This is a genomic window from Streptomyces sp. 2-1 (assembly GCF_048564895.1).
Taxonomy (GTDB): Bacteria; Actinomycetota; Actinomycetes; order Streptomycetales; family Streptomycetaceae; genus Streptomyces; species Streptomyces phaeochromogenes.
This window is the reverse complement of record NZ_CP183383.1, coordinates 7,875,971-7,897,439: the sequence shown is the minus strand read 5'-3', so window position 1 is coordinate 7,897,439 and position 21,469 is coordinate 7,875,971. Positions and strand designations below refer to the sequence as shown.

General features: G+C 70.5%; 19 protein-coding genes. 3 read left to right on the top strand and 16 right to left on the bottom strand.

Going from position 1 to position 21,469, the window contains the following annotated elements; all coding sequences use genetic code 11:
• Nucleotides 1-45: 45 nt before the first annotated feature.
• From ACN20J_RS34825 to rimP, 3 genes are all read right to left on the bottom strand, one after another.
• Nucleotides 46-327 carry a YlxR family protein gene (locus tag ACN20J_RS34825; RefSeq protein ID WP_107102490.1) on the bottom strand — a complete coding sequence of 94 codons (282 nt, stop codon included), beginning with the start codon at nucleotides 325-327 and terminating at the stop codon, nucleotides 46-48.
• A 192-nt stretch (nucleotides 328-519) separates the two neighbouring features.
• Nucleotides 520-1,515, bottom strand: coding sequence for a transcription termination factor NusA (gene nusA, locus ACN20J_RS34820; protein ID WP_189845204.1), 996 nt, complete (start codon nucleotides 1,513-1,515; stop codon nucleotides 520-522).
• Nucleotides 1,516-1,517: 2 nt separating this feature from the next.
• Entirely contained in the window at nucleotides 1,518-2,036 is a 519-nt protein-coding gene (rimP, locus tag ACN20J_RS34815; protein ID WP_189845203.1) for a ribosome maturation factor RimP, read from the bottom strand.
• A 205-nt stretch (nucleotides 2,037-2,241) separates the two neighbouring features.
• Here rimP and ACN20J_RS34810 point away from each other — a divergent pair, with 205 nt between their 5' ends.
• Genes ACN20J_RS34810 through ACN20J_RS34800 form a run of 3 tightly spaced genes read left to right on the top strand, consistent with a single transcriptional unit; the run spans nucleotide 2,242 to nucleotide 4,202 of the window.
• The gene (locus ACN20J_RS34810; protein ID WP_189845202.1) at nucleotides 2,242-2,787 is read left to right on the top strand and encodes a hypothetical protein; all 546 of its coding nucleotides are present in this window, start codon (nucleotides 2,242-2,244) and stop codon (nucleotides 2,785-2,787) included.
• Between the two features lie 11 nt (nucleotides 2,788-2,798).
• Nucleotides 2,799-3,281 (top strand): ferritin-like domain-containing protein, encoded by a 483-nt coding sequence (locus ACN20J_RS34805; protein ID WP_419669012.1) that lies wholly within the window; start codon nucleotides 2,799-2,801, stop codon nucleotides 3,279-3,281.
• 27 nt (nucleotides 3,282-3,308) lie between these two features.
• On the top strand, nucleotides 3,309-4,202 hold the full coding sequence (locus ACN20J_RS34800; RefSeq protein WP_190232454.1) for an aminoglycoside phosphotransferase family protein: 894 nt from the start codon (nucleotides 3,309-3,311) through the stop codon (nucleotides 4,200-4,202).
• A 44-nt stretch (nucleotides 4,203-4,246) separates the two neighbouring features.
• Here ACN20J_RS34800 and ACN20J_RS34795 read toward each other — a convergent pair whose 3' ends face one another.
• The 13 genes from ACN20J_RS34795 to ACN20J_RS34735 form a co-directional block, all read right to left on the bottom strand.
• Nucleotides 4,247-4,456 carry a ferredoxin gene (locus tag ACN20J_RS34795; protein ID WP_055614790.1) on the bottom strand — a complete coding sequence of 70 codons (210 nt, stop codon included), beginning with the start codon at nucleotides 4,454-4,456 and terminating at the stop codon, nucleotides 4,247-4,249.
• Nucleotides 4,457-4,461: 5 nt separating this feature from the next.
• Nucleotides 4,462-5,682 (bottom strand): NADH-ubiquinone oxidoreductase-F iron-sulfur binding region domain-containing protein, encoded by a 1,221-nt coding sequence (locus ACN20J_RS34790; protein ID WP_419667537.1) that lies wholly within the window; start codon nucleotides 5,680-5,682, stop codon nucleotides 4,462-4,464.
• Entirely contained in the window at nucleotides 5,679-6,260 is a 582-nt protein-coding gene (locus ACN20J_RS34785) for a ferric reductase-like transmembrane domain-containing protein (RefSeq protein WP_419667536.1), read from the bottom strand. The genes ACN20J_RS34790 and ACN20J_RS34785 overlap by 4 nt, the downstream gene beginning before the upstream one ends.
• Nucleotides 6,257-7,534: an FAD:protein FMN transferase gene (locus ACN20J_RS34780; RefSeq protein WP_419667535.1), complete on the bottom strand. Its 1,278-nt coding sequence runs from the start codon at nucleotides 7,532-7,534 to the stop codon at nucleotides 6,257-6,259. The genes ACN20J_RS34785 and ACN20J_RS34780 overlap by 4 nt, the downstream gene beginning before the upstream one ends.
• Complete coding sequence (locus ACN20J_RS34775; protein ID WP_189845198.1) at nucleotides 7,534-7,893, bottom strand: hypothetical protein; 360 nt, start codon at nucleotides 7,891-7,893, stop codon at nucleotides 7,534-7,536. Before ACN20J_RS34775 ends, ACN20J_RS34780 begins: the two co-directional genes overlap by 1 nt.
• Before the next feature lie 165 nt (nucleotides 7,894-8,058).
• Nucleotides 8,059-9,753 carry a proline--tRNA ligase gene (locus ACN20J_RS34770; protein ID WP_189845197.1) on the bottom strand — a complete coding sequence of 565 codons (1,695 nt, stop codon included), beginning with the start codon at nucleotides 9,751-9,753 and terminating at the stop codon, nucleotides 8,059-8,061.
• A gap of 138 nt (nucleotides 9,754-9,891) precedes the next feature.
• Complete coding sequence (locus tag ACN20J_RS34765; protein ID WP_189845196.1) at nucleotides 9,892-10,461, bottom strand: GNAT family N-acetyltransferase; 570 nt, start codon at nucleotides 10,459-10,461, stop codon at nucleotides 9,892-9,894.
• Between the two features lie 149 nt (nucleotides 10,462-10,610).
• Complete coding sequence (locus ACN20J_RS34760; protein ID WP_190232450.1) at nucleotides 10,611-11,459, bottom strand: GNAT family N-acetyltransferase; 849 nt, start codon at nucleotides 11,457-11,459, stop codon at nucleotides 10,611-10,613.
• A gap of 374 nt (nucleotides 11,460-11,833) precedes the next feature.
• Nucleotides 11,834-12,991, bottom strand: a complete 1,158-nt coding sequence (gene ispG / locus ACN20J_RS34755; RefSeq protein WP_055616509.1) for a flavodoxin-dependent (E)-4-hydroxy-3-methylbut-2-enyl-diphosphate synthase — start codon at nucleotides 12,989-12,991, stop codon at nucleotides 11,834-11,836.
• A 165-nt stretch (nucleotides 12,992-13,156) separates the two neighbouring features.
• Nucleotides 13,157-14,461: a M50 family metallopeptidase gene (locus ACN20J_RS34750; RefSeq protein WP_189845193.1), complete on the bottom strand. Its 1,305-nt coding sequence runs from the start codon at nucleotides 14,459-14,461 to the stop codon at nucleotides 13,157-13,159.
• Complete coding sequence (dxr, locus tag ACN20J_RS34745; protein WP_190232449.1) at nucleotides 14,458-15,735, bottom strand: 1-deoxy-D-xylulose-5-phosphate reductoisomerase; 1,278 nt, start codon at nucleotides 15,733-15,735, stop codon at nucleotides 14,458-14,460. Before dxr ends, ACN20J_RS34750 begins: the two co-directional genes overlap by 4 nt.
• A gap of 146 nt (nucleotides 15,736-15,881) precedes the next feature.
• Nucleotides 15,882-18,620: a preprotein translocase subunit SecA gene (gene secA / locus ACN20J_RS34740; protein ID WP_419669011.1), complete on the bottom strand. Its 2,739-nt coding sequence runs from the start codon at nucleotides 18,618-18,620 to the stop codon at nucleotides 15,882-15,884.
• A gap of 659 nt (nucleotides 18,621-19,279) precedes the next feature.
• Complete coding sequence (locus ACN20J_RS34735; protein WP_372505543.1) at nucleotides 19,280-21,226, bottom strand: acyl-CoA dehydrogenase family protein; 1,947 nt, start codon at nucleotides 21,224-21,226, stop codon at nucleotides 19,280-19,282.
• Nucleotides 21,227-21,469: the final 243 nt, after the last annotated feature.

Sequence of the window (21,469 nt, the reverse complement as noted above, 5' to 3'; positions counted from 1 at the left end):
GGGCCGCACGGGGTTCCGTGCGACACGTTTTACGGTGTTGCCTGCTCAGCAACTGTCTATCTGCTCGACGTACAGGCGCAACGCCTTTGTGTCGAGCGGACCCGGGGCACGCAGCGCCCTCGTGAACGCCCGGCGGCGGACCGCCAGGTCGAGACAGACGAGGGCGGGGTGTACATACGCACCCCGGCCGGGCAGCGTACCGCGAGGATCGGGGACGCATTCGCCCTCGGCCGCCACGGTGCGCAGCAGATCGATCTTGGCCGCTCGCTCCCGGCACCCCACACAGGTGCGCTCAGGGCATGCGCGGGCATGCGTCCGGCCAGACACTCTTAAGTCTACCTCCCCGCACCGACCTCACCCCTTTGGGGCAAGAATCGAACGGCTGTTGTCGTAATCCAAGCGTCACACGGCGTGATCTATTCCCGATCTTGCCGTTGACGCCCCGGACCTGGGCCTGTTTCGGCCCGATCCCGCGCCGGACCCACTTCGGATCCGCCTCGGATCCGTCCGGGTCCCGGCTCAGTCCTGCTTCTCGGCGGGCTGCTCGGTGTCCGGACGGATGTCGATGCGCCAGCCGGTCAGGCGGGCGGCGAGCCGGGCGTTCTGCCCTTCCTTGCCGATCGCCAGGGACAGCTGGTAGTCGGGGACCGTCACGCGCGCGGAGCGGGCCGCGAGGTCGACGACCTCGACCTTGGAGACCCGGGCCGGGGAGAGCGCGTTCGCCACCATCTCCGCCGGGTCGTCCGACCAGTCGACGATGTCGATCTTCTCGCCGTTCAGCTCGGCCATCACGTTGCGCACGCGGCCGCCCATGGGGCCGATGCAGGCACCCTTGGCGTTCAGACCGGACCGGGTGGACCGGACGGCGATCTTCGTGCGGTGGCCGGCCTCGCGGGCGATCGCGGCGATCTCGACGGAACCGTCGGCGATCTCCGGCACCTCGAGGGCGAAGAGCTTCTTCACCAGGTTCGGGTGCGTGCGGGAGAGGGTCACGGAGGGACCGCGTACGCCCTTCGCCACCCGCACGACGTACGAGCGCAGGCGCAGGCCGTGCGTGTAGGTCTCACCGGGGACCTGCTCCTGCACCGGCAGGATGGCCTCCAGCTTGCCGATGTCGACGAGCACGTTCTTCGGGTCGCGGCCCTGCTGGACGACACCGGTGACGATGTCGCCGTCACGGCCCGCGTACTCGCCGAGCGTCGCGTCGTCCTCCGCGTCCCGCAGGCGCTGCAGGATGACCTGCTTGGCGGTGGTGGCGGCGATCCGGCCGAAGTCGGACGGGGTGTCGTCGAACTCGCGCGCCTCCTGCCCCTCCTCCAGGTCCTCGGGGTCCTCCTTCGCCCACACGGTCACATGGCCGGTCTCCCGGTCGAGCTTGACGCGCGCGTGGCGGCGGCTTCCCTCGGTGCGGTGGTAGGCGATGAGGAGGGCCGACTCGATCGCCTCGACCAGCAGGTCGAAGGAGATCTCCTTCTCCCGCACCAAGCCCCGCAGGGCACTCATGTCGATGTCCACGGCTACGCCTCCTCCTCTTCCTTCATGTCTGTGTCGTTCTCGTTGGTCCTGCGGTTGAACTCGACCTGGACGCGCGCCTTGTCGATGTCCTCGAAGGCGATCCTGCGGGCGGTGGCCTTGCGTCCCTTGACGCCGGGCACCTCCAGGTCGATCCCGTCCTCGTCCACCGTCAGGATCCGGGCGACCAGTTCGTCGCCGCTCGTCAGCTGGAATCTCACCAGGCGGTCCGTGGCGCGTACGTAGTGACGGTGTTCCCTGAGCTCGCGCTCGGCACCGGGGGTTCCCACTTCGAGGGTGTACTCGCCCTGGCCCATCGCGTCGGTCTCGTCGAGCTTCGCCGAGAGCGCGCGGCTCACATCGGCGATCGCGTCCAGATCGGCCCCTTCGTCGGAGTCGACCACGACGCGCAGCACACGCTTGCGTCCTACCGAGTCCACCTCGATCTCCTCGAGATCGAGTCCCTGCGAGCTGACGAGCGGTTCCAGGAGCTCTCGAAGCCTCTCGCTCTGGGTGGTGCTCATCCGGGTGACTCCTCGGCCGCGTGTGCTGTTGTGGGTAGGTCGCGTGTCAGGTCAAAGGGTATCCGGTCCCAAGGGGTGTTGCCGTCCACCGTGGCCCGCCCGACGGCGGGACGGCGCCGCTGGTGGGTGCGGGGGCACTACCCGGGTACCGTGATCACGGGCCTGCCGCCCTTCCGTTCGTACGAGCCCTCCGAGGACGTCTGCCGTGCCGTTCACCCTGCCGTCGCGCATCCCCTCGGGGCCGCGCCGAAGGAGCCTGCTCGCCGGGGCCGCCGGTGTCGGCGCCGCGCTGCTGACGGGCTGTTCCTCCTCCGACTCCTCCGGGACCACCGGCGGGAGCACGTCCGCCGCCGAGCGGGCACGCGCGCGTGCGGCCCTCGACAGCGAGCGGCTCGCGGAGCGGTACGGGGCCGTGCTCGCCGTGCATCCCACGCTGGCCGAGCGGCTGTCACCGCTGCGGGCGGAGGTCGTACGGCACGCGGAGGCGTTCGGCGGAGGCAAGAAGGCCTCCGAGAGCGCGTCGGCGAGTGCTTCCGCCGATCCGTCCGAGACGCCCTCCCCCGGCCCGTCCGCCGAGGTGCCGGCCGTGGAGAAGGACGCCCTCGCCGAACTCGCCGCGGCCGAGCGGACGCTGGCGGACCGGCGAACGAAGGCGCTCCTGGACGTGCCGGGAGAGCTGGCGCGGCTGCTGGCCTCGGTGGCGGCGGCCGGTGCGGTGCACGCGTATCTGCTGACGGAGGGCGAGAAGTGAGCGGTTCCGGAATGGCCGGAAAGGCCGATTCGAAGGCCAAGGCCCCGGCGCAGCTGACGGCCGTGCAGGCCGCGCTCGCGGCCGAGCACGCCGCGGTGTACGGCTACGGGGTCGTGGGCGGGAAGATCGGCGAGGACCGGCGCAGCGAGGCGCGGGCGGCGTACGACGCGCACCGGGCCCGGCGGGACGAGCTGGCGCGTACGGTGCGCGACCTGCGCGGTAAGCCCAAGCCGGCGGCGGCCGCGTACGCGCTGCCGTTCCCGGTGACGGACGCGGAGTCGGCCGTGCGGCTCGCCGCCGAGCTGGAGGACCGGGTGGCCGGGGTGTACTCCGACCTGGTCCGTGCCGCGGAGGGCGACCGGCGCCGGTCGGCCGCCGAGGCGCTGCGGGACGCGGCGGTGCGGGCGGTGCGCTGGCGGGGCGAGAGCGTACCCTTCCCTGGTCTCGCGGAGCGGTCGGCCCAGTCCACCGCGTCGGCGGCACCGCCGTCGTAACGCGTACAGGAAGGAAACGACTCGCGCATGGCTTTCGAACCGCCGCGGCGTCTCGTCAAGGCGCTCGGCGAGGCGGCACCGAGCGGTGACGACTGGCTGGAGAAGCTGCCCGAGGCGGCTCAGCAGGCCGTCGCGCTACGCGAGTTGACCGTGGAGCGCGTCCAGGTGCCCGGCGGGCGCAGCAGCCTGGTGGTCCTGGTGCGGCTGCCGGACGACACCCCCGCCGTCCTTAAACTCGCGCCCGGCCGGGCCCGCCCGGAGAGCGAACGGGCAGCGCTCGCGCACTGGGACGGCCTGGGTGCGGTGCGGCTCCTGGAGCCGGCCGGTGCCGAGGGCGTACTGCTCCTTGAGCGGCTGCATCCCGATGTGTCGGTGCGTTCGCTGGCCGAGGCCAAGTCGATGCTGGAGGCCGCCGGGGCGCTGCGCCGCCTGTGGGTCGAGCCACCGGCCGGCCCGGTCTTCGAGACGGTCGCCGAGCGGACCGGACGGCAGGCCGAGGCGATGCGCGCGGGCGCCGACGCTGAGGCGGCGCCGCTGGTCGACGCGGCCCTCGCTGTACGCGACGAACTGCTGGCCGCCCCGCCCGAGGCACGCCTCCTGCACGGCACCTTCCGGCAGAGCAAGGTGCTGGCCGGCGAGCGCAGCCCCTGGCTGGCCGTGGGGCCCGACCCCGTCGTCGGCGAGTGCGCCTTCGACCTGGCCCGGCTGGTCCGTGACCGGGTCGAGGACCTGATCGCCTCCCCCTCCGGCTCCGCCATCACCCGCCGCCGGGTGAAGCGCCTCGCGGAGTCCCTGGATCTGGACCAGGAGCGGGTGCGGGGCTGGACCCTGTTCCGGGCCGTGGAGTCGGGCGTACGGGCTCGGCGGGTGGGCCGGTCCCAGGACGCGGAGCTGTTGCTGGAGTTCGCGAGCTGGTTGTAGGGGGATGGCGGTTCGGCCTGGGTGGCGTGGGTGGCCTGGTGCCTTCACGCCGCCGCGAGTTTGAGGGCTAGGACTGGGCAGTCCGCCGCTGCTCTGCGGGCGCGTTTCAACGTGCGGGCGGGGACGGGGCGCGCGTCGACGAGGGGGTAGCCCCATTCGTCGAGGGTGACGTGTTCGGGGAGGAGTTCGGCGCAGAGGCCGTGGGCTCGGCAGGACGTCCAGTCGATGTCGAGGTGCTGGGGCAGCTGGTCCATGTCTGTCAGCTCCGGTGCTCGGGGACGGGCAGCAGGGGCGTGCGGTCGGTCGCGGTGCACAAACCCCGGGCGTGGGCGTCGAGTTCGGCGGCGAAGGTAGTCAGGGCGCTGCGGACCAGGCGGACCGTGCCGTCGGGGTGGTGGCAGGCGCCACGGCCCTCGACGAGTCCGGCCCAGCGGGCGACGTCGTCGCGGGCGGTGCCCTGGGGGCCGGGGGCGGCCAAGGTGCGGAAGGCGGCGGCGATACGCGGCAGGCCGTTGAGGCAGGGCCCGCACTGGCCGGCCGATTCCAGGGCCAGATAGCGCAGGACGCGGGCGGTTTCGGCGAGGCCGCAGCGGTCGGTGGGGAGGGCGGCGAGGACGCCCGCGCCCAAGGTGGCTGCGGACAGGCCGAGTTGGGCCGCCTCGGCGGTCGGGATCCAGGTGCCGTGGTAGCCACCGAGCAGGATCGCGCCGGTGCCCTCCAGCGGGAGCAGCCGGTGCAGGGGCATGCCGAAGGGGGCCTCCACGACCTGCGGCTCGCGGCCCGGCACGTGGACCGTGCACAGGGCGCTGCCCGGCTCCGACGGGGTACCGGCCGAGCGGAACCAGTCCGCTCCGTAGCGGGCGATCAGCGCGAGGTGCGCGAGTGTCTCTACGTTCTGGACGAGGGTGGGCGCCCTGCGTACGCCCTGTTCGCGCACCGGAGGGTCCTGGTGGCGGGGCAGGGCGGGGTGGCCGGAGAGGTGCTGGGCGAGGGCCGAGGACTCGCCCGACAGGAAGCGTTTGGGTACGCGTACGACGCGTACGGGGAAGGGGTTGTCGCGTTCGGCCAGGGCCGCTTCGAGGCGGGTGGCTCCGTCCTCCACGGCCAGGTACGCCTCCCCCGCTCCGGTCGCCCGGGCCGCCAACTGCAGCCCGTCCAGGACCAGATGGGGTGAGAGGCTCAGCAGGGTCTTGTCCTTGGCGCTCGCCGGTTCGCCCTCGGCGCCGTTCGCGACGACGACCGGGGCGCGGCCGGTGCGGCGGGCCGCGTCGATGACCGACACGAACTTGCGGTACGTGGGGAAGGCGGCGCCGCCCCGGCCGGTGAGGCCGGACTCCGCGAGGGTGCGCAGGAGGGCGGCCGGGTCGGTGTGGGTGAGGGGGCCGTAGCGGGTTTCGTGGGTGGCGCGGTCGGCGGGGGCGGCGCCGGGGGCCAGGAGGCGTGGGGGCATGAGGACGTCCGTGAACGTGCTGCTGGTCATGGTCGCGTCCCTTCGGCGGTGAGGAGGGTGGCGGGGGTTCGGCGGCCGGCCCGTGCGGCCTGGGTTACGCGGATCGTGAAGGCGGTGAGGACCGCTGCCACGCAGGTGACGGTCAGCCAGAGCATCCAGTCGGTGCCCGTGTCCGTGCCGATTCCTATGCCGTGGATCAGGGCCACCGGCCAGGACGCGTAGGCCAGCCAGTGGACCGCTCGCCAGGTGCGGTGGCCGAGCCTCTCGCGGAAGAGGCTGGTGACCAGGACCGCGAGCATCAGGTCCAGGGCGACCGTGCCGAGGCCCAGCCAGAGGGGCTGGTAGTCGGAGGCGAACGGGATCAGGACGTCGAGGGGGCTGATGTCGACGTAGCCGTCTATGACCGCCGTGGCTATGTGGATGGCCAGGAAGGCCGTCGCGGAGAGGGAGAGCGTGCGGTGGAGGGAGACCGTGCCGAAGCGGGGGAGGCCTGGGAGGCGGGTCCTCAGGCGTACCGCCACGCCCAGGAGCACCACGACGGTGAACAGCACCAGGCAGACGGCTCCGGTGGCTCGGTTGGCGTACCAGAGGATGGAGGCGTCGGTCATGGCGTCGTCTCCGTGCTGCTCGCTGCCGGGGATTCCTCGCCCCCGCCGCCCCTTCCCGTCCCAACCCTGGGGGCTGCGCCCCCAGACCCCCCTTTGTCCTCAGACGCCGGACGGGCTGGGTGGGCGGGGGCTTGCGGGGTGGGTGGGTTGACCGGGGTGGGTGGGAGATCGGCCTGAACGGCCTCGTCCTCAAACGCCGGACGGGCTGAAGGTGTCGGCCCGGGCCACGAAAATCCAGCCTCTCCGGCGTTTGAGGAGCGGGGGTTCGGGGGCGGAGCCCCTGAGTCAGGGATGGGAATGGGTAGGGGCGGCGGGGGCGAGAAATCGTTTCTTGGCCAGCCCGGTGTCGTCACCACCGTGCCGTCCCTCGCCACCAGTCGGGCCGGGAGGCCCAGGCCCGACAGCCACCGTTCCGCACCCGTGCCCTTCACCAGGGCAGCCGTGCTGGCCGCGTTCGCGTCGGCGCAGGTCGTGGCGGCGACCGAGACCGTCCGCCAGGGCGAATCGGCCGGAAGGCCGGTGTTCGGGTCGAGGATGTGGTGGAGGGTGTGCGGGCCCGAGCGCCAGGCGCGGGCGGTCGTGCCGGAGGTGGCGAGCCCGCCGCCGCGCAGGCCGACCGTCGCGTACGGGCCCTGCGGAGGCGTCTCGTCGACCGGCCCCGTGACGTCCTGGACCCGGATCCGCCAACCCCCCGCCGGAGGTTCGCCCGCGACCGCCGTGTCACCGCCGAGGCTCACCAGAACCCCGCAGCCCGCCGCCCGCGCGAGCGTCACCGCGGCCTTGTCCGCCGCCCAGGCCTTGGCCGTGGCGCCCAGGTCGAGGCGGACCCCGGCCGGGACCGTGACCGTACCGGTCGCGCGGTCGAGGCGGATCAGGCGCCAGCCCGGGACGGGGCGCACGGTAAGCTTCACCGGTCGCCCGTCCTCCTGGACGAGCCGGAAGTCGCGGTCGTAGCCGATGGCGTTCATCGCCGAACCGACCGTCGGGTCGACGGCTCCGTCCGTCGCCGCGGCGGCCCGCAGCGCGACCGCCAGCGCCTCCGCGAGCAGCGGGCTGACCCTGACCGGCCGCCCTCCGGCACTGTCGAGCGCGACCAGCTCGGAGTCCTCGCGGAACCGGCTGCACGCCGCGTCGACCTCGGCCAGCTGCCGGGCGAGCAGCAGGTTGCAGGAGTCCAGCAGCGCCGGGTCCGTCGTGACGAGCCGGACGCTCGTACCGAGGGCACGCCAGTTCGCGGCGGCCGTAGGACGCACGGACGTGTCGGCGGCGGTCATCACGACGCCCCCGAGGTGGAGTCGGCGGTACCGCTGTCGTCGGCGGAGGTCAGGTCGTCGGACGAGCCCTGCAGCGACGAGGACGAGTCGCTCGTACTGTCCGAGGCCGAGGAATCCGACGACGAGGAGGAGGAAGAAGAGGAGGAGGAAGAGTCTTCCGACTGCGACGTCGTCGATGGCGACGACGATGGCGACGAGTCCGTGGTCCCGGCCGCCGTCGTCGTCGCGGTCGACTCCATCGTGCCGATGAGGGCGAAGACGCCCGCCGCGGCCGCCAGTGTCACCGCCGCTGCCGCGGCAGCCGTACGCCGTGCGCCTCTGCGGACCGCCGCGGCGGCCCCCCGTTCGCTGCCAGACATGACTGCTCCCCTCCCGAATGACGCTGTGTCACGTCCTACGGTCGGGGAGCGGCCTGAGAGAAAACTGTGCGGCGCCCATACGCCGGGCAAGAAGTCTCTGAGAGGCTTCTTAACCGATGGCCGCGCGAGGTCAGTCGCTCGGCCAGGTCGGTTGCTCGGGCGAGGTCAGTTGCTCAGGCGGGCGATCGCCTCGTCCACCGTCAGCTCCTCGCGCTCGCCGGTCCGGCGGTCCTTCAGTTCCAGGACGCCCTCGGCGGAGCGGCGGCCGGCCACCAGGATCTTCGGTACGCCGATGAGCTCCGCGTCGGTGAACTTCACGCCCGGCGAGACTCCCGCCCGGTCGTCCACGAGCACCCGGACGCCCGCCGCGCTCAGCTTCTCCGAGACGTCGAGGGCCAGTTCGGTCTGCAGTGCCTTGCCCGCGGCGACGACGTGGACGTCGGCCGGCGCGATCTCGGCGGGCCAGACCAGGCCCTGCTCGTCCGCGTGCTGCTCGGCGAGCGCCGCGACCGCACGGGAGACACCGATGCCGTACGAGCCCATGGTGACGCGGACCGGCTTGCCCTGCTGGCCGAGCACGTCGAGCTGGAGGGCGTCGGCGTACTTGCGGCCGAGCTGGAAGATGTGGCCGATCTCGATGGCGCGGTCCAGCGTGAGGCCGGTGCCACAGGCGGGGCAGGGGTCGCCGTCCTGCACGACGACCGCGTCCACGTACTCGTCGACCTCGAAGTCACGGCCCGCGACGACGTTCTTCGCGTGCACGCCGTCCTTGTTGGCCCCGGTGATCCAGGCGGTGCCGGGGGCGACGCGCGGGTCGGCGAGGTAGCGGACCTTCTCCAGGCCCTGCGGACCGACGTATCCGCGTACGAGGTCGTCGCGGCCCGTGAAGTCCTCGGCCGTGACGAGCTCGACGGCGGAGGGGGTGAAGTGCGCCTCGACCTTGTCCATGTCGACCTCGCGGTCGCCGGGTACGCCGATGGCCACGATCTCGCCGTCCACCTTGACCAGCAGGTTCTTCAGGGTGGCGGAGGCGGGGACCTCCAGGTACGCGGCGAGCGTCTCGATGGTCGGGGTCTCGGGGGTCGGGATCTCCTCGAGAGCGGGCACGGCCGACCCGTCCACCGGCTTCAGCGCGTACGTGATCGCCTCGGTGTTGGCCGCGTAGTCGCAGTTGGGGCAGTCGGCGAAGGTGTCCTCGCCGGCCGCGGCCGGGGCGAGGAACTCCTCGGACTTGGAGCCGCCCATGGCGCCGGCGGTGGCCGCGCAGATGCGGTAGTCCAGGCCGAGACGCGTGAAGATCTTCTGGTACGCCTCGCGGTGCAGGGCGTACGACTTGGCCAGACCCTCGTCCTCGGTGTCGAAGGAGTACGAGTCCTTCATCAGGAACTCACGGCCGCGCAGGATGCCAGCGCGCGGGCGGGCCTCGTCGCGGTACTTGTTCTGGATCTGGTAGAGGATCACCGGCAGGTCCTTGTAGGACGAGCACTGGTCCTTGACCAGGAGGGTGAAGATCTCCTCGTGGGTCGGGCCGAGGAGGTAGTCGCCGCCCTTGCGGTCGTTCAGGCGGAACAGCTCGGGGCCGTACTCCTCCCAGCGGCCGGTCGCCTCGTAGGGCTCCTTCGGCAGCAGGGCGGGCAGCGCGACCTCCTGGGCGCCGATGGCGTCCATCTCCTCGCGGACGACCCGCTCCACGTTGTTCAGGACCTTCTTGCCCAGCGGCAGCCAGGACCAGAGGCCGGCGGCGGTACGGCGTACGTATCCGGCGCGTACCAGCAGCTTGTGGCTGAGTACCTCGGCGTCCGCCGGGTCGTCACGCAGTGTCTTGACCATCAAACGGGACATGCGCTGGACCTGGGCCATGGTTCTCGACTCCTGCTGCGTAAGGGTGATGGCTAGGAGGTTAGCCGGGGGGCCGCCGTCGCCGGAAATCCGTTTACGGCGCCGGAGGGATCCGTCGGCGGTGCCGGAGGGGTCGGTCGGCGGCGCGGGGAGGACGGGTCAGCGGCGGCGGAGGGGCAGCGGGGCGCCCATCACCGCGTACGGCTTCGGGGCGCTGGGGAAGAGGACCTGCCTGGCGAGATCCTCGTATCCGAGCGAGCGGTACAGGCCGCGGGCCGGGCTCTCCGTGTCGATGGCGGAGAGGATCGAGCGGGGCTGGGCGGCGCTGTCCGTGATGGTGGTGATCAGGGCGCGGCCGACGCCCTGGTTCTGGAATCCCGGGTGGACGTGCAGCTCGGTGATCACGAAGGAGTCGTCCAGCCACCCGTCGGATCCCTGGCTGCGCAGATAGGGCTCGACGACGGTGGACCACCAGTGCGTCCTGTCGTTGGGCATGCCGTAGACGAAGCCGACGAGGCGTCCGTCCGCGGTGGTCGCGCCGAGCGCGCGGGCGCCGGGGTAGGCGAGGTGCCGCAGCACGATCTGTCGTCGTACGGCGATCTCGTCCGAGCCGAGTCCGAACGCCAGGGCCTGGACGGCCAGCGCCTCGTCGATCCTGGCGGCCAGGTCCAGGAGACCGATGACGATGTCGTCGGGCGTGACGGGGCCCTGACCGGGGAAGCGCAGCATGTCCGGAGACTACCCGGGCGATTCGTTTCAGTGCGTCGGGGACGGCGGGGTTGTCTTGTTGGTGCGGGGCGGATGTGGCTGGTTGCGCCCACGCGGCGGAGCCGCACATGTCACGGCCCCACGCCCCTCGGCAGTGGCTCGGCCCGCCCTCAGAACAGGATGCTCATGAACGCGCCGACCTCTTGGAAGCCCACTCTGCGGTAGGTGGCCCGGGCGGCTGTGTTGTAGTCGTTGACGTAGAGGCTGACGATCGGGGCGACGTCCGCGAGGGCGTAGCGGAGGACCGCTGCCATGCCGGGGGCCGCGAGGCCCTGGCCCCGGTATTCGGGGGCCACCCAGACGCCCTGGATCTGGCAGGCCTCGGTCGTGGCCGCGCCGATCTCCGCCTTGAAGACGACCCGGCCGTTGTGGTCGAGGCGGGCGAACGAGCGGCCGGAGCCGACGAGTTCGGCGACCCTGGCCTGGTAGAGGAGTCCGCCGTCTCCCGCAAGCGGGGAGACGCCGACCTCCTCGGTGAACATGGCCACGCACGCCGGCATGATCGTCTCCATCTCGTCCTTGCGGATGCGACGGACGTACGGATCCGGGGCCATGTCGGTGGGGAGCCGGTCGGTGACCATCAGGGGCTGGTGCGGGCGGACCTCACGGGCCGGGCCCCAGCTCGGTTCCAGGAGACGCCAGAGCTGGGAGGTGGCGTCGGAGGGGCCGACGATGGAGGAGCAGCGGCGGCCTGCCCTGCGGGCGCGGTCCGCGAAGGCGCGTACGGCTCTGGGGGTGGCGCAGATCGGGACCAGGTTGGCGCCCGCGTAGCAGAGGGACGTCAGCATGCCGTCCTCGTACCAGCCCCACATCTCGCCGCCGAGGCGCCAGGGGTCGAGGCCGGCGACCTGTACGCGGGAGGCCACGAAGGCGTTCGCCACCGGCTCGCGGTCGAGGACGGCGAGCGCGGCGTCCAGGTCGCTCGGTTCGAGGACCCTGGTGGTCGTCTGCGTCAACACGTGCGGGGCCTTCACCATCAGGTCTGCTGATCTCCGCACTGTACCTGGCGAATTTATGCCGCGCCGCCCGATGGGTCCTGGCCGGGTTTCCTCGCCCCCGCCGCCCCTTCCCGTCCCAACCCTGGGGGCTGCCGCCCCCAGACCCCCGCATCGCGCTACCGCGCTCGTCCTCAAACGCCGGACGGGCTGAGATGTGCCTGGACTGGGCTATAGAAGTCCAGCCCAGCCCCGAAGTCTTGAGCGCAGCCCGCGGAGTCTTCAGCCCAGTCCAGGCAATCTTTCAGCCCCTCCGGCGTTTGAGGAGCGGGGGTTCGGGGGCGGAGCCCCCGAGGAAGGGACGGGAATGGGTAGGGGCGGCGGGGGCGAAAAACGCCTCAGCCCGCCACAGACACCGAAGGCTCGCCGGAGGGGATTCCGTCCGCCTCCATCTGCTCGGCGATCTTCAGCGCCTCCTCGATCAACGTCTCGACGATCTTCGACTCGGGGACGGTCTTGATGACCTCGCCCTTGACGAAGATCTGGCCCTTGCCGTTGCCGGAAGCGACGCCGAGGTCGGCCTCGCGGGCCTCGCCGGGGCCGTTGACGACGCAGCCCATGACGGCGACGCGGAGGGGAACCTCCATGCCCTCGAGGCCGGCGGTGACCTCCTCGGCCAGCTTGTAGACGTCGACCTGGGCGCGCCCGCAGGACGGGCAGGAGACGATCTCAAGGCGGCGCTGCTTGAGGTTCAGCGACTCCAGGATCTGCATGCCGACCTTGATCTCCTCGACCGGCGGGGCCGAGAGGGAGACGCGGATCGTGTCGCCGATTCCCTCGGCGAGCAGCGCGCCGAAGGCGACCGCGGACTTGATCGTGCCCTGGAAGGCGGGGCCGGCCTCGGTGACACCCAGGTGCAGCGGGTAGTCGCAGGCGGCGGCCAGCTGCCGGTAGGCGTTGACCATGACGACCGGGTCGTTGTGCTTGACCGAGATCTTGATGTCCCGGAAGTCGTGCTCCTCGAAGAGCGAGGCCTCCCAGAGCGCCGACTCGACGAGCGCCTCGGGCGTCGCCTTGCCGTACTTCTGGAGCAGCCGCTTGTCGAGCGAACCGGCGTTGACCCCGATCCGGATCGGCGTGCCGGTGTCCTTGGCGGCCCGCGCGATCTCCTTGACCTGGTCGTCGAACTGCTTGATGTTGCCGGGGTTCACACGGACCGCGGCACAGCCGGCCTTGATCGCGGCGAACACGTACTTCGGCTGGAAATGGATGTCGGCGATGACCGGCAGCTGCGACTTGCGCGCGATGGTCGCGAGCGCGTCCGCGTCGTCCTGTGTGGGGCACGCGACGCGCACGATCTGGCAGCCGGACGCGGTCAGTTCGGCGATCTGCTGGAGGGTGGCGCCGATGTCGGACGTACGTGTCGTCGTCATGGACTGCACCGAGACGGGTGCGTCTCCGCCCACCGCCACGGTTCCGACCTGGATCTGCCGGCTCTTCCGGCGCTCGGCGAGCTTGGTCGGAACGGACGGCATGCCGAGTGAAATCGCAGTCATCTGCTGTGCAACCCCAAGGTAAGGACGGTCGGTCCCGAAAGCTGACGGGCTCCAGCCATCGAGATTACGGCACCCCCGCAGACGGGAGCACATCCGCTGCGCAGGACCACCCAATGGAGGGCGGCCGGACACAAATCATGTCCGGCCGCCACAAACTCCGTATGACTAGGAGATTCTCACCGGGTTAACCACGTCCGCGATCAGTACCAGGATCGTGAAGCAGATGAAGATCCCGGCCACCACGTACGCGACGGGCATGAGCTTCGCCACGTCGAACGGACCGGGGTCCGGCCGCCGCAGCACCTTCGCCAGGTTGCGGCGCAGGGCCTCCCACAGGGCGCCCGCGATGTGCCCGCCGTCGAGCGGCAGCAGCGGGAGCATGTTGAACAGGAACAGGGAGAGGTTGAAGCCCGCGACGAGGAACAGCATCATCGCGATCTGGTTCTCCGGCGGGATGTCCAGCGTGAAGACCTCGCCGCCGACGCGGGCCGCGCCGACCACGCCCATCGGGGAGTCCGCCTCGCGCGGGCCGTCACCGAAGGCCGCGTCCCACAGGGCGGGGACCTTGGACGGCAGGGCGACGAGCGACTCGACGCCGTTCTGCATCATGTCGCCCATGCGGTCCACGGACTGCCCGAACGACTGCTGGACGATGCCGGAGGCGGGCGTGAAGCCGAGGAAGCCGGCGTACACGTACTTGCCCTCGACGTAGCCGCCGTCGCCGTCGGTCTTGCTGACCTGGTTGCGGATCAGGTGGGCGGTCAGGTCGAGCTGCTTGCCGTCGCGCTCGACGGTGAGGGTGACGTCCTTGCCGGGGTTGGCGCGGATGTCGGCCTGGAGGGTGGACCAGTCGGTGATCTTCTCGCCGTTGAACGCGAGGATCTTGTCACCGCCCTGGAGCCCGGCGGCCTTGGCGGGCGCGGCGGTGTCGCTCTTCTGGCACTCCGACCGGTTCTCGCTCTGCTCGATGACACAGTCCGAGACCTTGCCGACCGTGGTCGTCTGGGTCTGGATGCCGAAGGTCATCATCACGCCGAGGAAGATCGCGACGGCCAGGATCAGGTTCATGAAGGGGCCGGCGAACATCACGATGACGCGCTTCCACGGCTTGCGCGTGTAGAAGAGGCGTTTCTCGTCGCCCGGCTGGAGCTCCTCGAAGGACTGGGCCCTGGCGTCCTCGATCATGCCGCGCCACGGCGAGGTGGAGCGGGCCTCGATACGGCCGTCGGGGCCGGGCGGGAACATCCCGATCATGCGGATGTAGCCGCCGAGCGGAATCGCCTTGACCCCGTACTCCGTGTCGCCCTTCTTGCGCGACCAGATGGTCGGGCCGAAGCCGACCATGTACTGCGGCACACGGATGCCGAACAGCTTGGCCGTGGAGAGATGCCCCAGCTCGTGCCAGGCGATCGAGACGAGCAGGCCGATCGCGAAGACGACTATGCCGAGGATCATCATCAGGGTCGTCATGCACGAGCCTCCGCCGTTGTCGTGGCTGTCGCTGTCGCTGTGGTCTGGGCTGTCAGTTCACGGGCCCGGGCGCGCGCCCAGGTCTCCGCATCGAGGACGTCCGGGACGGTGAGCGAGGTTCCCGTACGGGGCGTGCCGTGCTCGGCGACGACCTTGGTCACGGTCTCCATGATCCCGTTGAACGGCAGGGAGCCGTTCAGGAACGCGTCCACGCACTCCTCGTTGGCCGCATTGAACACCGCCGGGGCCGTGCCCGCGAGCTGCCCGACATGCCGGGCGAGCCCCACCGACGGAAACGCGTCGGTGTCGAGCGGGTAGAACTCCCAGCTCGACGCCTTCGTCCAGTCGAAGGCGGGCGCGGCGTCGGGGACCCGCTCGGGCCAGCCGAGGCCGATGGCGATCGGCCCGCGCATGTCGGGGGGCGTCGCCTGGGCCATCGTCGATCCGTCCGTGAACTCCACCATCGAGTGGACATACGACTGCGGATGCACGACCACCTCAATCCGCTCGAAGGGAATGTCGTAGAGGAGGTGCGCCTCGATGACTTCCAGTCCCTTGTTGACCAGGGTCGCGGAGTTGATCGTGATGACGGGGCCCATGGCCCAGGTGGGGTGCGCGAGGGCGTCCTCGGGGGTGACGTCGGCCAGCTCGGCCTTCGTACGTCCTCTGAAGGGGCCGCCGGACGCGGTGACGACGAGCTTGCGTACGTCGGCCCTGGTGCCGGAGGCGAGCGCCTGGAAGAGGGCGGCGTGCTCGGAGTCGACCGGGATGATCTGGCCCGGCTTGGCCAGCGCCTTGACCAGCGGGCCGCCGACGATGAGCGACTCCTTGTTGGCGAGCGCGAGGGTGCGGCCCGCCTCCAGGGCGGCGAGGGTCGGGGCGAGGCCGATCGAGCCGGTGATGCCGTTCAGGACGGTGTGGCAGTCGGAGGCGGCGAGGTGGGTCGCGGCGTCCGCCCCCACGAGGATCTCGGGGAGGGTCTCCCCCGCTCCGTACTGCGCGGACAGGGCCTCGCGCAGCGCCGGTACGACGTCCTCGCGCGCGACGGCGACCGTCCGGACGCGGAGCCGGTGCGCCTGCTCGGCGAGCAGTCCGACCCGCCCGCCCGCGGCGGAGAGCCCGGTGACCCGGAACCTGTCGGGATTGCGCAGCACAAGATCGATGGCCTGGGTCCCGATCGACCCGGTGGATCCGAGGATCACCACATCCCGGACTCCGTCCACAGGATCGAAGACGAGATGCGGATCGGCGAGGGGGGCTGGACTGTCGCTCATCCCCCCATTGTTGCCGCAACGCCTCCACAACAGGACAGGGGCGTCCCACCATGCCTCGTAAGGGGCACTCCGTGCCCCTTTAGGGGCGCGGGGAACTGCGCGACCGGCCCAACACGACCCGCAGCCGCCCGCCGAACCGCAGTGACCTACCTCTTGCGCTTCCGACGGCTCCTGGACCTGGCCGCACGCCTCTGCTGGGGCTTCGCATCGGCCACGCCCTCCGCCGGAGGCACCGGCACCGCGTCCGCCGGTTCGAAGTCGCCTTCGACAACCCCCTCCGCCGTGTCCAGCGTCGGCGCGCTGAAATGCAGCCCATCCGTACGAGGACCGGACTCCAGCCCTTCCTGGCCACCGGTGGCCCTCCCGGACGCGTCCAGGTTGAACACGTACCCGACCGACTCCTCCTTGATCGCCTCGGTCATCGCGGCGAACATGTCGTACCCCTCGCGCTCGTACTCGACGATCGGCTCGCGTCCGAGCGTCCACCGCAGCCCGATGCCGTCGCGGAGGTAGTCCATCTCGTACAGGTGCTCGCGCCATTTGCGGTCGAGGACCGAGAGCACGACGAGCCGCTCCAGATCGCGCAGCGCGTCCGCGCCGAGCTCCGTCTCGCGCTCCTCGTAGCGGGCGTGGACGTCGTCGGTGACGGCCTGGATGAGTTCGTCGGCGGTGAGCTCGGCGCGCTGGCCGGCCGCGTCCTCCAGGTCCTCGATGGTGATCCGGACCGGGTAGAGCTGTTTGAAGGCGCCCCAGAGCCGTTCCAGGTTCCACTCCTCGGGGAAGCCCTCGGCGGTCTCCTCGGTGATGTAGGCACGGATGGTGTCGTCCATGAAGTGGAGGATCTGTTCGCGCAGGTTCTCCCCGTCGAGGACGCGGCGGCGTTCGGCGTAGATGAGGGTGCGCTGCCGGTTGAGGACCTCGTCGAACTTCAGGACGTCCTTGCGGGACTCGAAGTGCTGCTGCTCAAGCTGGGACTGGGCGGAGGCGATGGCGCGGGTGACCATCTTGTTCTCGATGGGGACGTCGTCGGGGACGTTCGCCATCGACATGACGCGCTCGACGACCTGGGCGCGGAACAGCCGCATGAGGTCGTCCCCGAGGGAGAGGTAGAAGCGGGAGGCGCCGGGGTCGCCCTGGCGGCCGGAGCGGCCGCGCAGCTGGTTGTCGATGCGGCGGGACTCGTGGCGCTCGGTGCCGAGGACGTAGAGCCCGCCCAGGTCCTTGACCTCGTCGTGCTCTGCCGCGACCGACTCCTTGATCCGGTCGAGGGCCGCCCGGTGTTCGTCGGGGTTCTCCTCGGGGGTGAGGCCGCGCCGGTCGAGCTCGGCGAGGGCCATCGCCTCGGGGTTGCCGCCGAGCATGATGTCGGTGCCGCGGCCGGCCATGTTGGTGGCCACGGTGACCGCGCCCCTGCGGCCGGCCTGCGCCACGATCTGGGCCTCGCGCTCGTGGTTCTTCGCGTTGAGGACCTCGTGGCGTATGCCCCGCTGCTTCAGCCGGGCGGCGAGGGTCTCGGACTTCTCGACGGAGGTGGTGCCGACGAGGATCGGCTGGCCCTTCTCGTGCTTCTCGGCGATGTCGTCGAGGATCGCGGTGTACTTGGCCTCCACGGTCCGGTAGATCTGGTCGGGGTCGTCCGCGCGGGCGTTCGGCTGGTTGGTGGGGATCGGCACCACGTGGAGCTTGTAGATCTGGTGGAACTCGGCGGCCTCCGTCATGGCGGTGCCGGTCATCCCGCCGAGCTTCTCGTAGAGCCGGAAGAAGTTCTGGAGGGTGATGGTGGCGAGGGTCTGGTTCTCGTCCTTGACCGTCACCGCCTCCTTGGCCTCGATGGCCTGGTGCAGGCCCTCGTTGTAGCGGCGGCCGGCGAGGATGCGGCCGGTGTGCTCGTCGACGATGAGGACCTCGCCGTTCACGACGACGTAGTCCTTGTCCTTCTTGAAGTGCTCCTTGGCCTTGAGCGCGTTGTTCAGGTGGCCGATGAGGGGCGTGTGGTCGGACTCGTAGAGGCTCTCGATGCCGAGCTGGTCCTGGAGGAACTCCACTCCGCTGTCCAGGATCGCGACCGTGCGCTTCTTCGGGTCGTACTCGTAGTCGTGGGTGGCCCGCAGTTCGGCGAGGCGCTCCTTGTCCAGCGGTGAGGTGAAGTTCTCGTCCTGGACGGCGACGCCCCGCATCCGCGTGACCATCCTGGAGAACGCCTCGTACCAGTGCGTGGGCTGGTCGGCGGGGCCGGAGATGATCAGCGGGGTGCGGGCCTCGTCGATGAGGATCGAGTCGGCCTCGTCGACGATCGCGAAGTGGTGGCCGCGCTGCACGAGTTCGTCCTTCGACCAGGCCATGTTGTCGCGCAGGTAGTCGAAGCCGAACTCGGTGTTGGTGCCGTAGGTGATGTCGCAGGCGTACTGCGTGCGCCGCTCGGCCGGGGTCGACTGGGACTTGATGACGCCCACGGTCAGGCCCAGGAAGCGGTAGGCGCGGCCCATCCAGTCGGCGTCGCGCTGGGCGAGGTAGTCGTTGACCGTGACGAGGTGGACTCCCTTGCCGGTCAGGGCGTTCAGGTAGACGGGCAGGGTGGCGACGAGGGTCTTGCCCTCGCCGGTCTGCATCTCGGCGATGTTGCCGAGGTGGAGGGCCGCGCCGCCCATGATCTGTACGTCGAAGTGGCGCATCCCGAGTGTGCGGCGGGCGGCCTCGCGCATGGCGGCGAAGGCCTCCGGCAGCAGGTCGTCGAGGCTCTCACCGGCCTCGTACCTCTCCTGGAACTCCGGTGTGAGCGCCTGGAGTTCCTCGTCGGTGAGCTGCTCGAAGTCCTCCTCCAGGGAGCCCACCTGTTCCGCGATGCGCTGGAGTCTGCGCAGGATTCGTCCCTCGCCGGCCCGCATGATCCGGCCGGTGATGTTGTCGAGACCGAGAGCCGGCACTGGAATTACCCCCACTAAGCGCTCCGCTGGAATACGTTGCTTCATCTACTGGTCCGTCGTGGCTGGTCGCGCAGTTCCCCGCGCCCCTTCGGGGCCCTGCCGAACCGCACCGGACTCACTTAGATCACGTCCACCAGCATCTGTATGCGGCGATTGGCGCGCTGCGGAATGTGGACGCCTTGTTGGTTCGCTTTGATCACCTCGCGCAGTACGGGATCTTGCGTATCCCACCGCGCCGCGGAAAAGCTGCTGGATCACGGGCCGTTCGCCCGGCCGCCCCGCGTCGATCAGGGCCGGCGCGCAGTCGTTCAGCGGGACCGCGAGCGCGTCCCGATGTGCCTCGAAGGTCTCCGGCGCGCTCTGGCGAAGCTTGTCCGCCAGTGGCAGAACCTCATTGCGCACCGTCCGTAACGCCCGTACGAGTTCTGTGTCGTTCAGCTGCTCTCGCGCCTGCGCGCGTGCCCGTGTCAGCCGGACGGAAAATCCCTGGCTGTATTCTTCCCCATACCGTGGCGCATATTTTGTCCCCGTTCGCCATTCTGCTCATTGTTGACGCACACCTTCTGTGCGGCAAGCGGCAGAATGACGACGGGGACGGCAGTGCATTCCTGGGGAAAAGGTCAACGGATGGGGCGGTGGACGTTCTCCCTTTCGGACGGTCCGGGTGTCGCGTCGGCGATCCAGGGGCCTTCGCCGGACGGGTCGACGACTCCCTCCTCCAGCCAGGTGTAGGCGCCGCCGAGGACGCCCTTGACGACCTTGCGGTCGAGGTCGTCGGTGTTGGACCACAGCCGGCCGAAGAGCTCCTCGACGCGGACCCGGGACTGGCTGCAGAAGGCGTCGGCGAGCTGGTACGCCTCGCGGCCGTGGTCCCCGGTGGTGCGCAGGAGTTCGGCGCGGACGCAGGCGGCGCTCATCGCGAAGAGTTCGGCGCCGATGTCGACGATCCGGCCGAGGAAGCCCTGCTTGGTCTCCATCCGGCCCTGCCAGCGGGACATGGCGTAGAAGGTGGACCGGGCGAGCTTGCGGGCCGACCGCTCCACGTACCGCAGGTGGCCGGAGAGGTCGACATGGCCCGCCGGGTGGAAGTCCCCGTACGAGCGCGGGAGTTGGCCTGCGCCCGCGACCAGCTTCGGGAGCCACTTGGCGTAGAAGACTCCGGCGTTGGCGCCCGCCTTCGCCTTGTCCGAGAGGGACTTGTCCGGGTCGATCAGGTCGCCGGCCACGGACAGGTGGGCGTCGACCGCCTCGCGGGCGATCAGCAGATGCATGATCTCGGTCGAGCCCTCGAAGATGCGGTTGATGCGCAGGTCGCGCAGCACCTGTTCGGCGGGGACGGCCCGTTCGCCGCGGGCGGCCAGCGAGTCGGCGGTCTCGAAGCCGCGTCCGCCGCGGATCTGGACCAGCTCGTCGGCCATCAGCCAGGCCATCTCGGAGCCGTAGAGCTTGGCGAGGGCGGCCTCGATGCGGATGTCGTTGCGGTTCTCGTCGGCCATCTGGGACGACAGGTCGAGGACGGCCTCCAGGGCGAAGGTCGTCGCCGCGATGAAGGAGATCTTCGCGCCCACGGCCTCGTGGAAGGCCACCGGCTTGCCCCACTGCTCGCGCACGGACGACCACTCGCGGGCGATCTTCAGACACCACTTGCCCGCGCCGACGCACATGGCGGGCAGCGACAGCCGACCGGTGTTGAGCGTGGTCAGGGCGATCTTGAGGCCCGCGCCCTCCGGACCGATCCGGTTCGCGGCGGGCACCCGGACCTGGTGGAGGCGGGTGACACCGTTCTCCAGGCCGCGCAGCCCCATGAAGGCGTTGCGGTTCTCGACGGTGACGCCCTCCGAGGCGGTCTCCACGACGAACGCCGTGATGCCGCCCTTGTGGCCCTCGGACTTCGGTACGCGCGCCATCACGACCAGCAGGTCCGCGACGACGCCGTTGGTGGTCCAGAGCTTCACCCCGTCGAGGACGTAGTCGTCGCCGTCCGGCACCGCGGTGGTGGCGAGGCGCGCCGGGTCGGAGCCCACGTCCGGCTCGGTGAGCAGGAAGGCGGAGATGTCGGTACGGGCGCAGCGCGGTAGGAAGATGTCCCGCTGCTCCTGCGTGCCGAAGAGCTTCAGGGGCTGCGGTACGCCGATGGACTGGTGCGCGGAGAGCAGCGCGCCGAGCGCCGGGTTCGCCGAGCCGACCAGGGCGAGCGCCTTGTTGTAGTACACCTGCGTCAGACCGAGACCGCCGTACTTGGTGTCGATCTTCATGCCGAGGGCGCCGAGCTCCTTGAGCCCGTTGATCGTCTCGTCCGGGATCCGCGCCTCCCGCTCGATGAGGGCCGAGTCGACCTTCGTCTCGCAGAAGTCGCGCAGTTTGGTGAGGAACTCCTCGCCGCGCTGCACGTCCTCGTCGGGCGGCATCGGGTGCGGATGGATCAGGTCCAGCCGGAAGCGGCCGAGGAACAGCTCCTTCGCGAAGCTGGGCTTGCGCCAGTCCTGCTCCCGCGCCGCCTCGGCGACCTGCCGGGCTTCACGTTCGGTGACAGCGGGCTGGTGGGGTGTTGCGGACAAGAGGCTCACCTCGCCGCGAATAGGGATCTTGGTTCCGGTACGGTTACCGACCGGTTCTACTCGATCGTATGTACCCGATTCCGCCCACCCCCACCAGCCCTCGCGCGCCGTTCGGCCCAACCCGGCGCGCACAAGAGCGAACCTGCCCACTCGGAGCGGCAGGGGTGAACCGGAAATCCAACGGAGTCGAAGCGCTTCGACAACCTATGGACACCCACCCGCCGTCGAGCTACTGTCGAGCCACCCTCACTC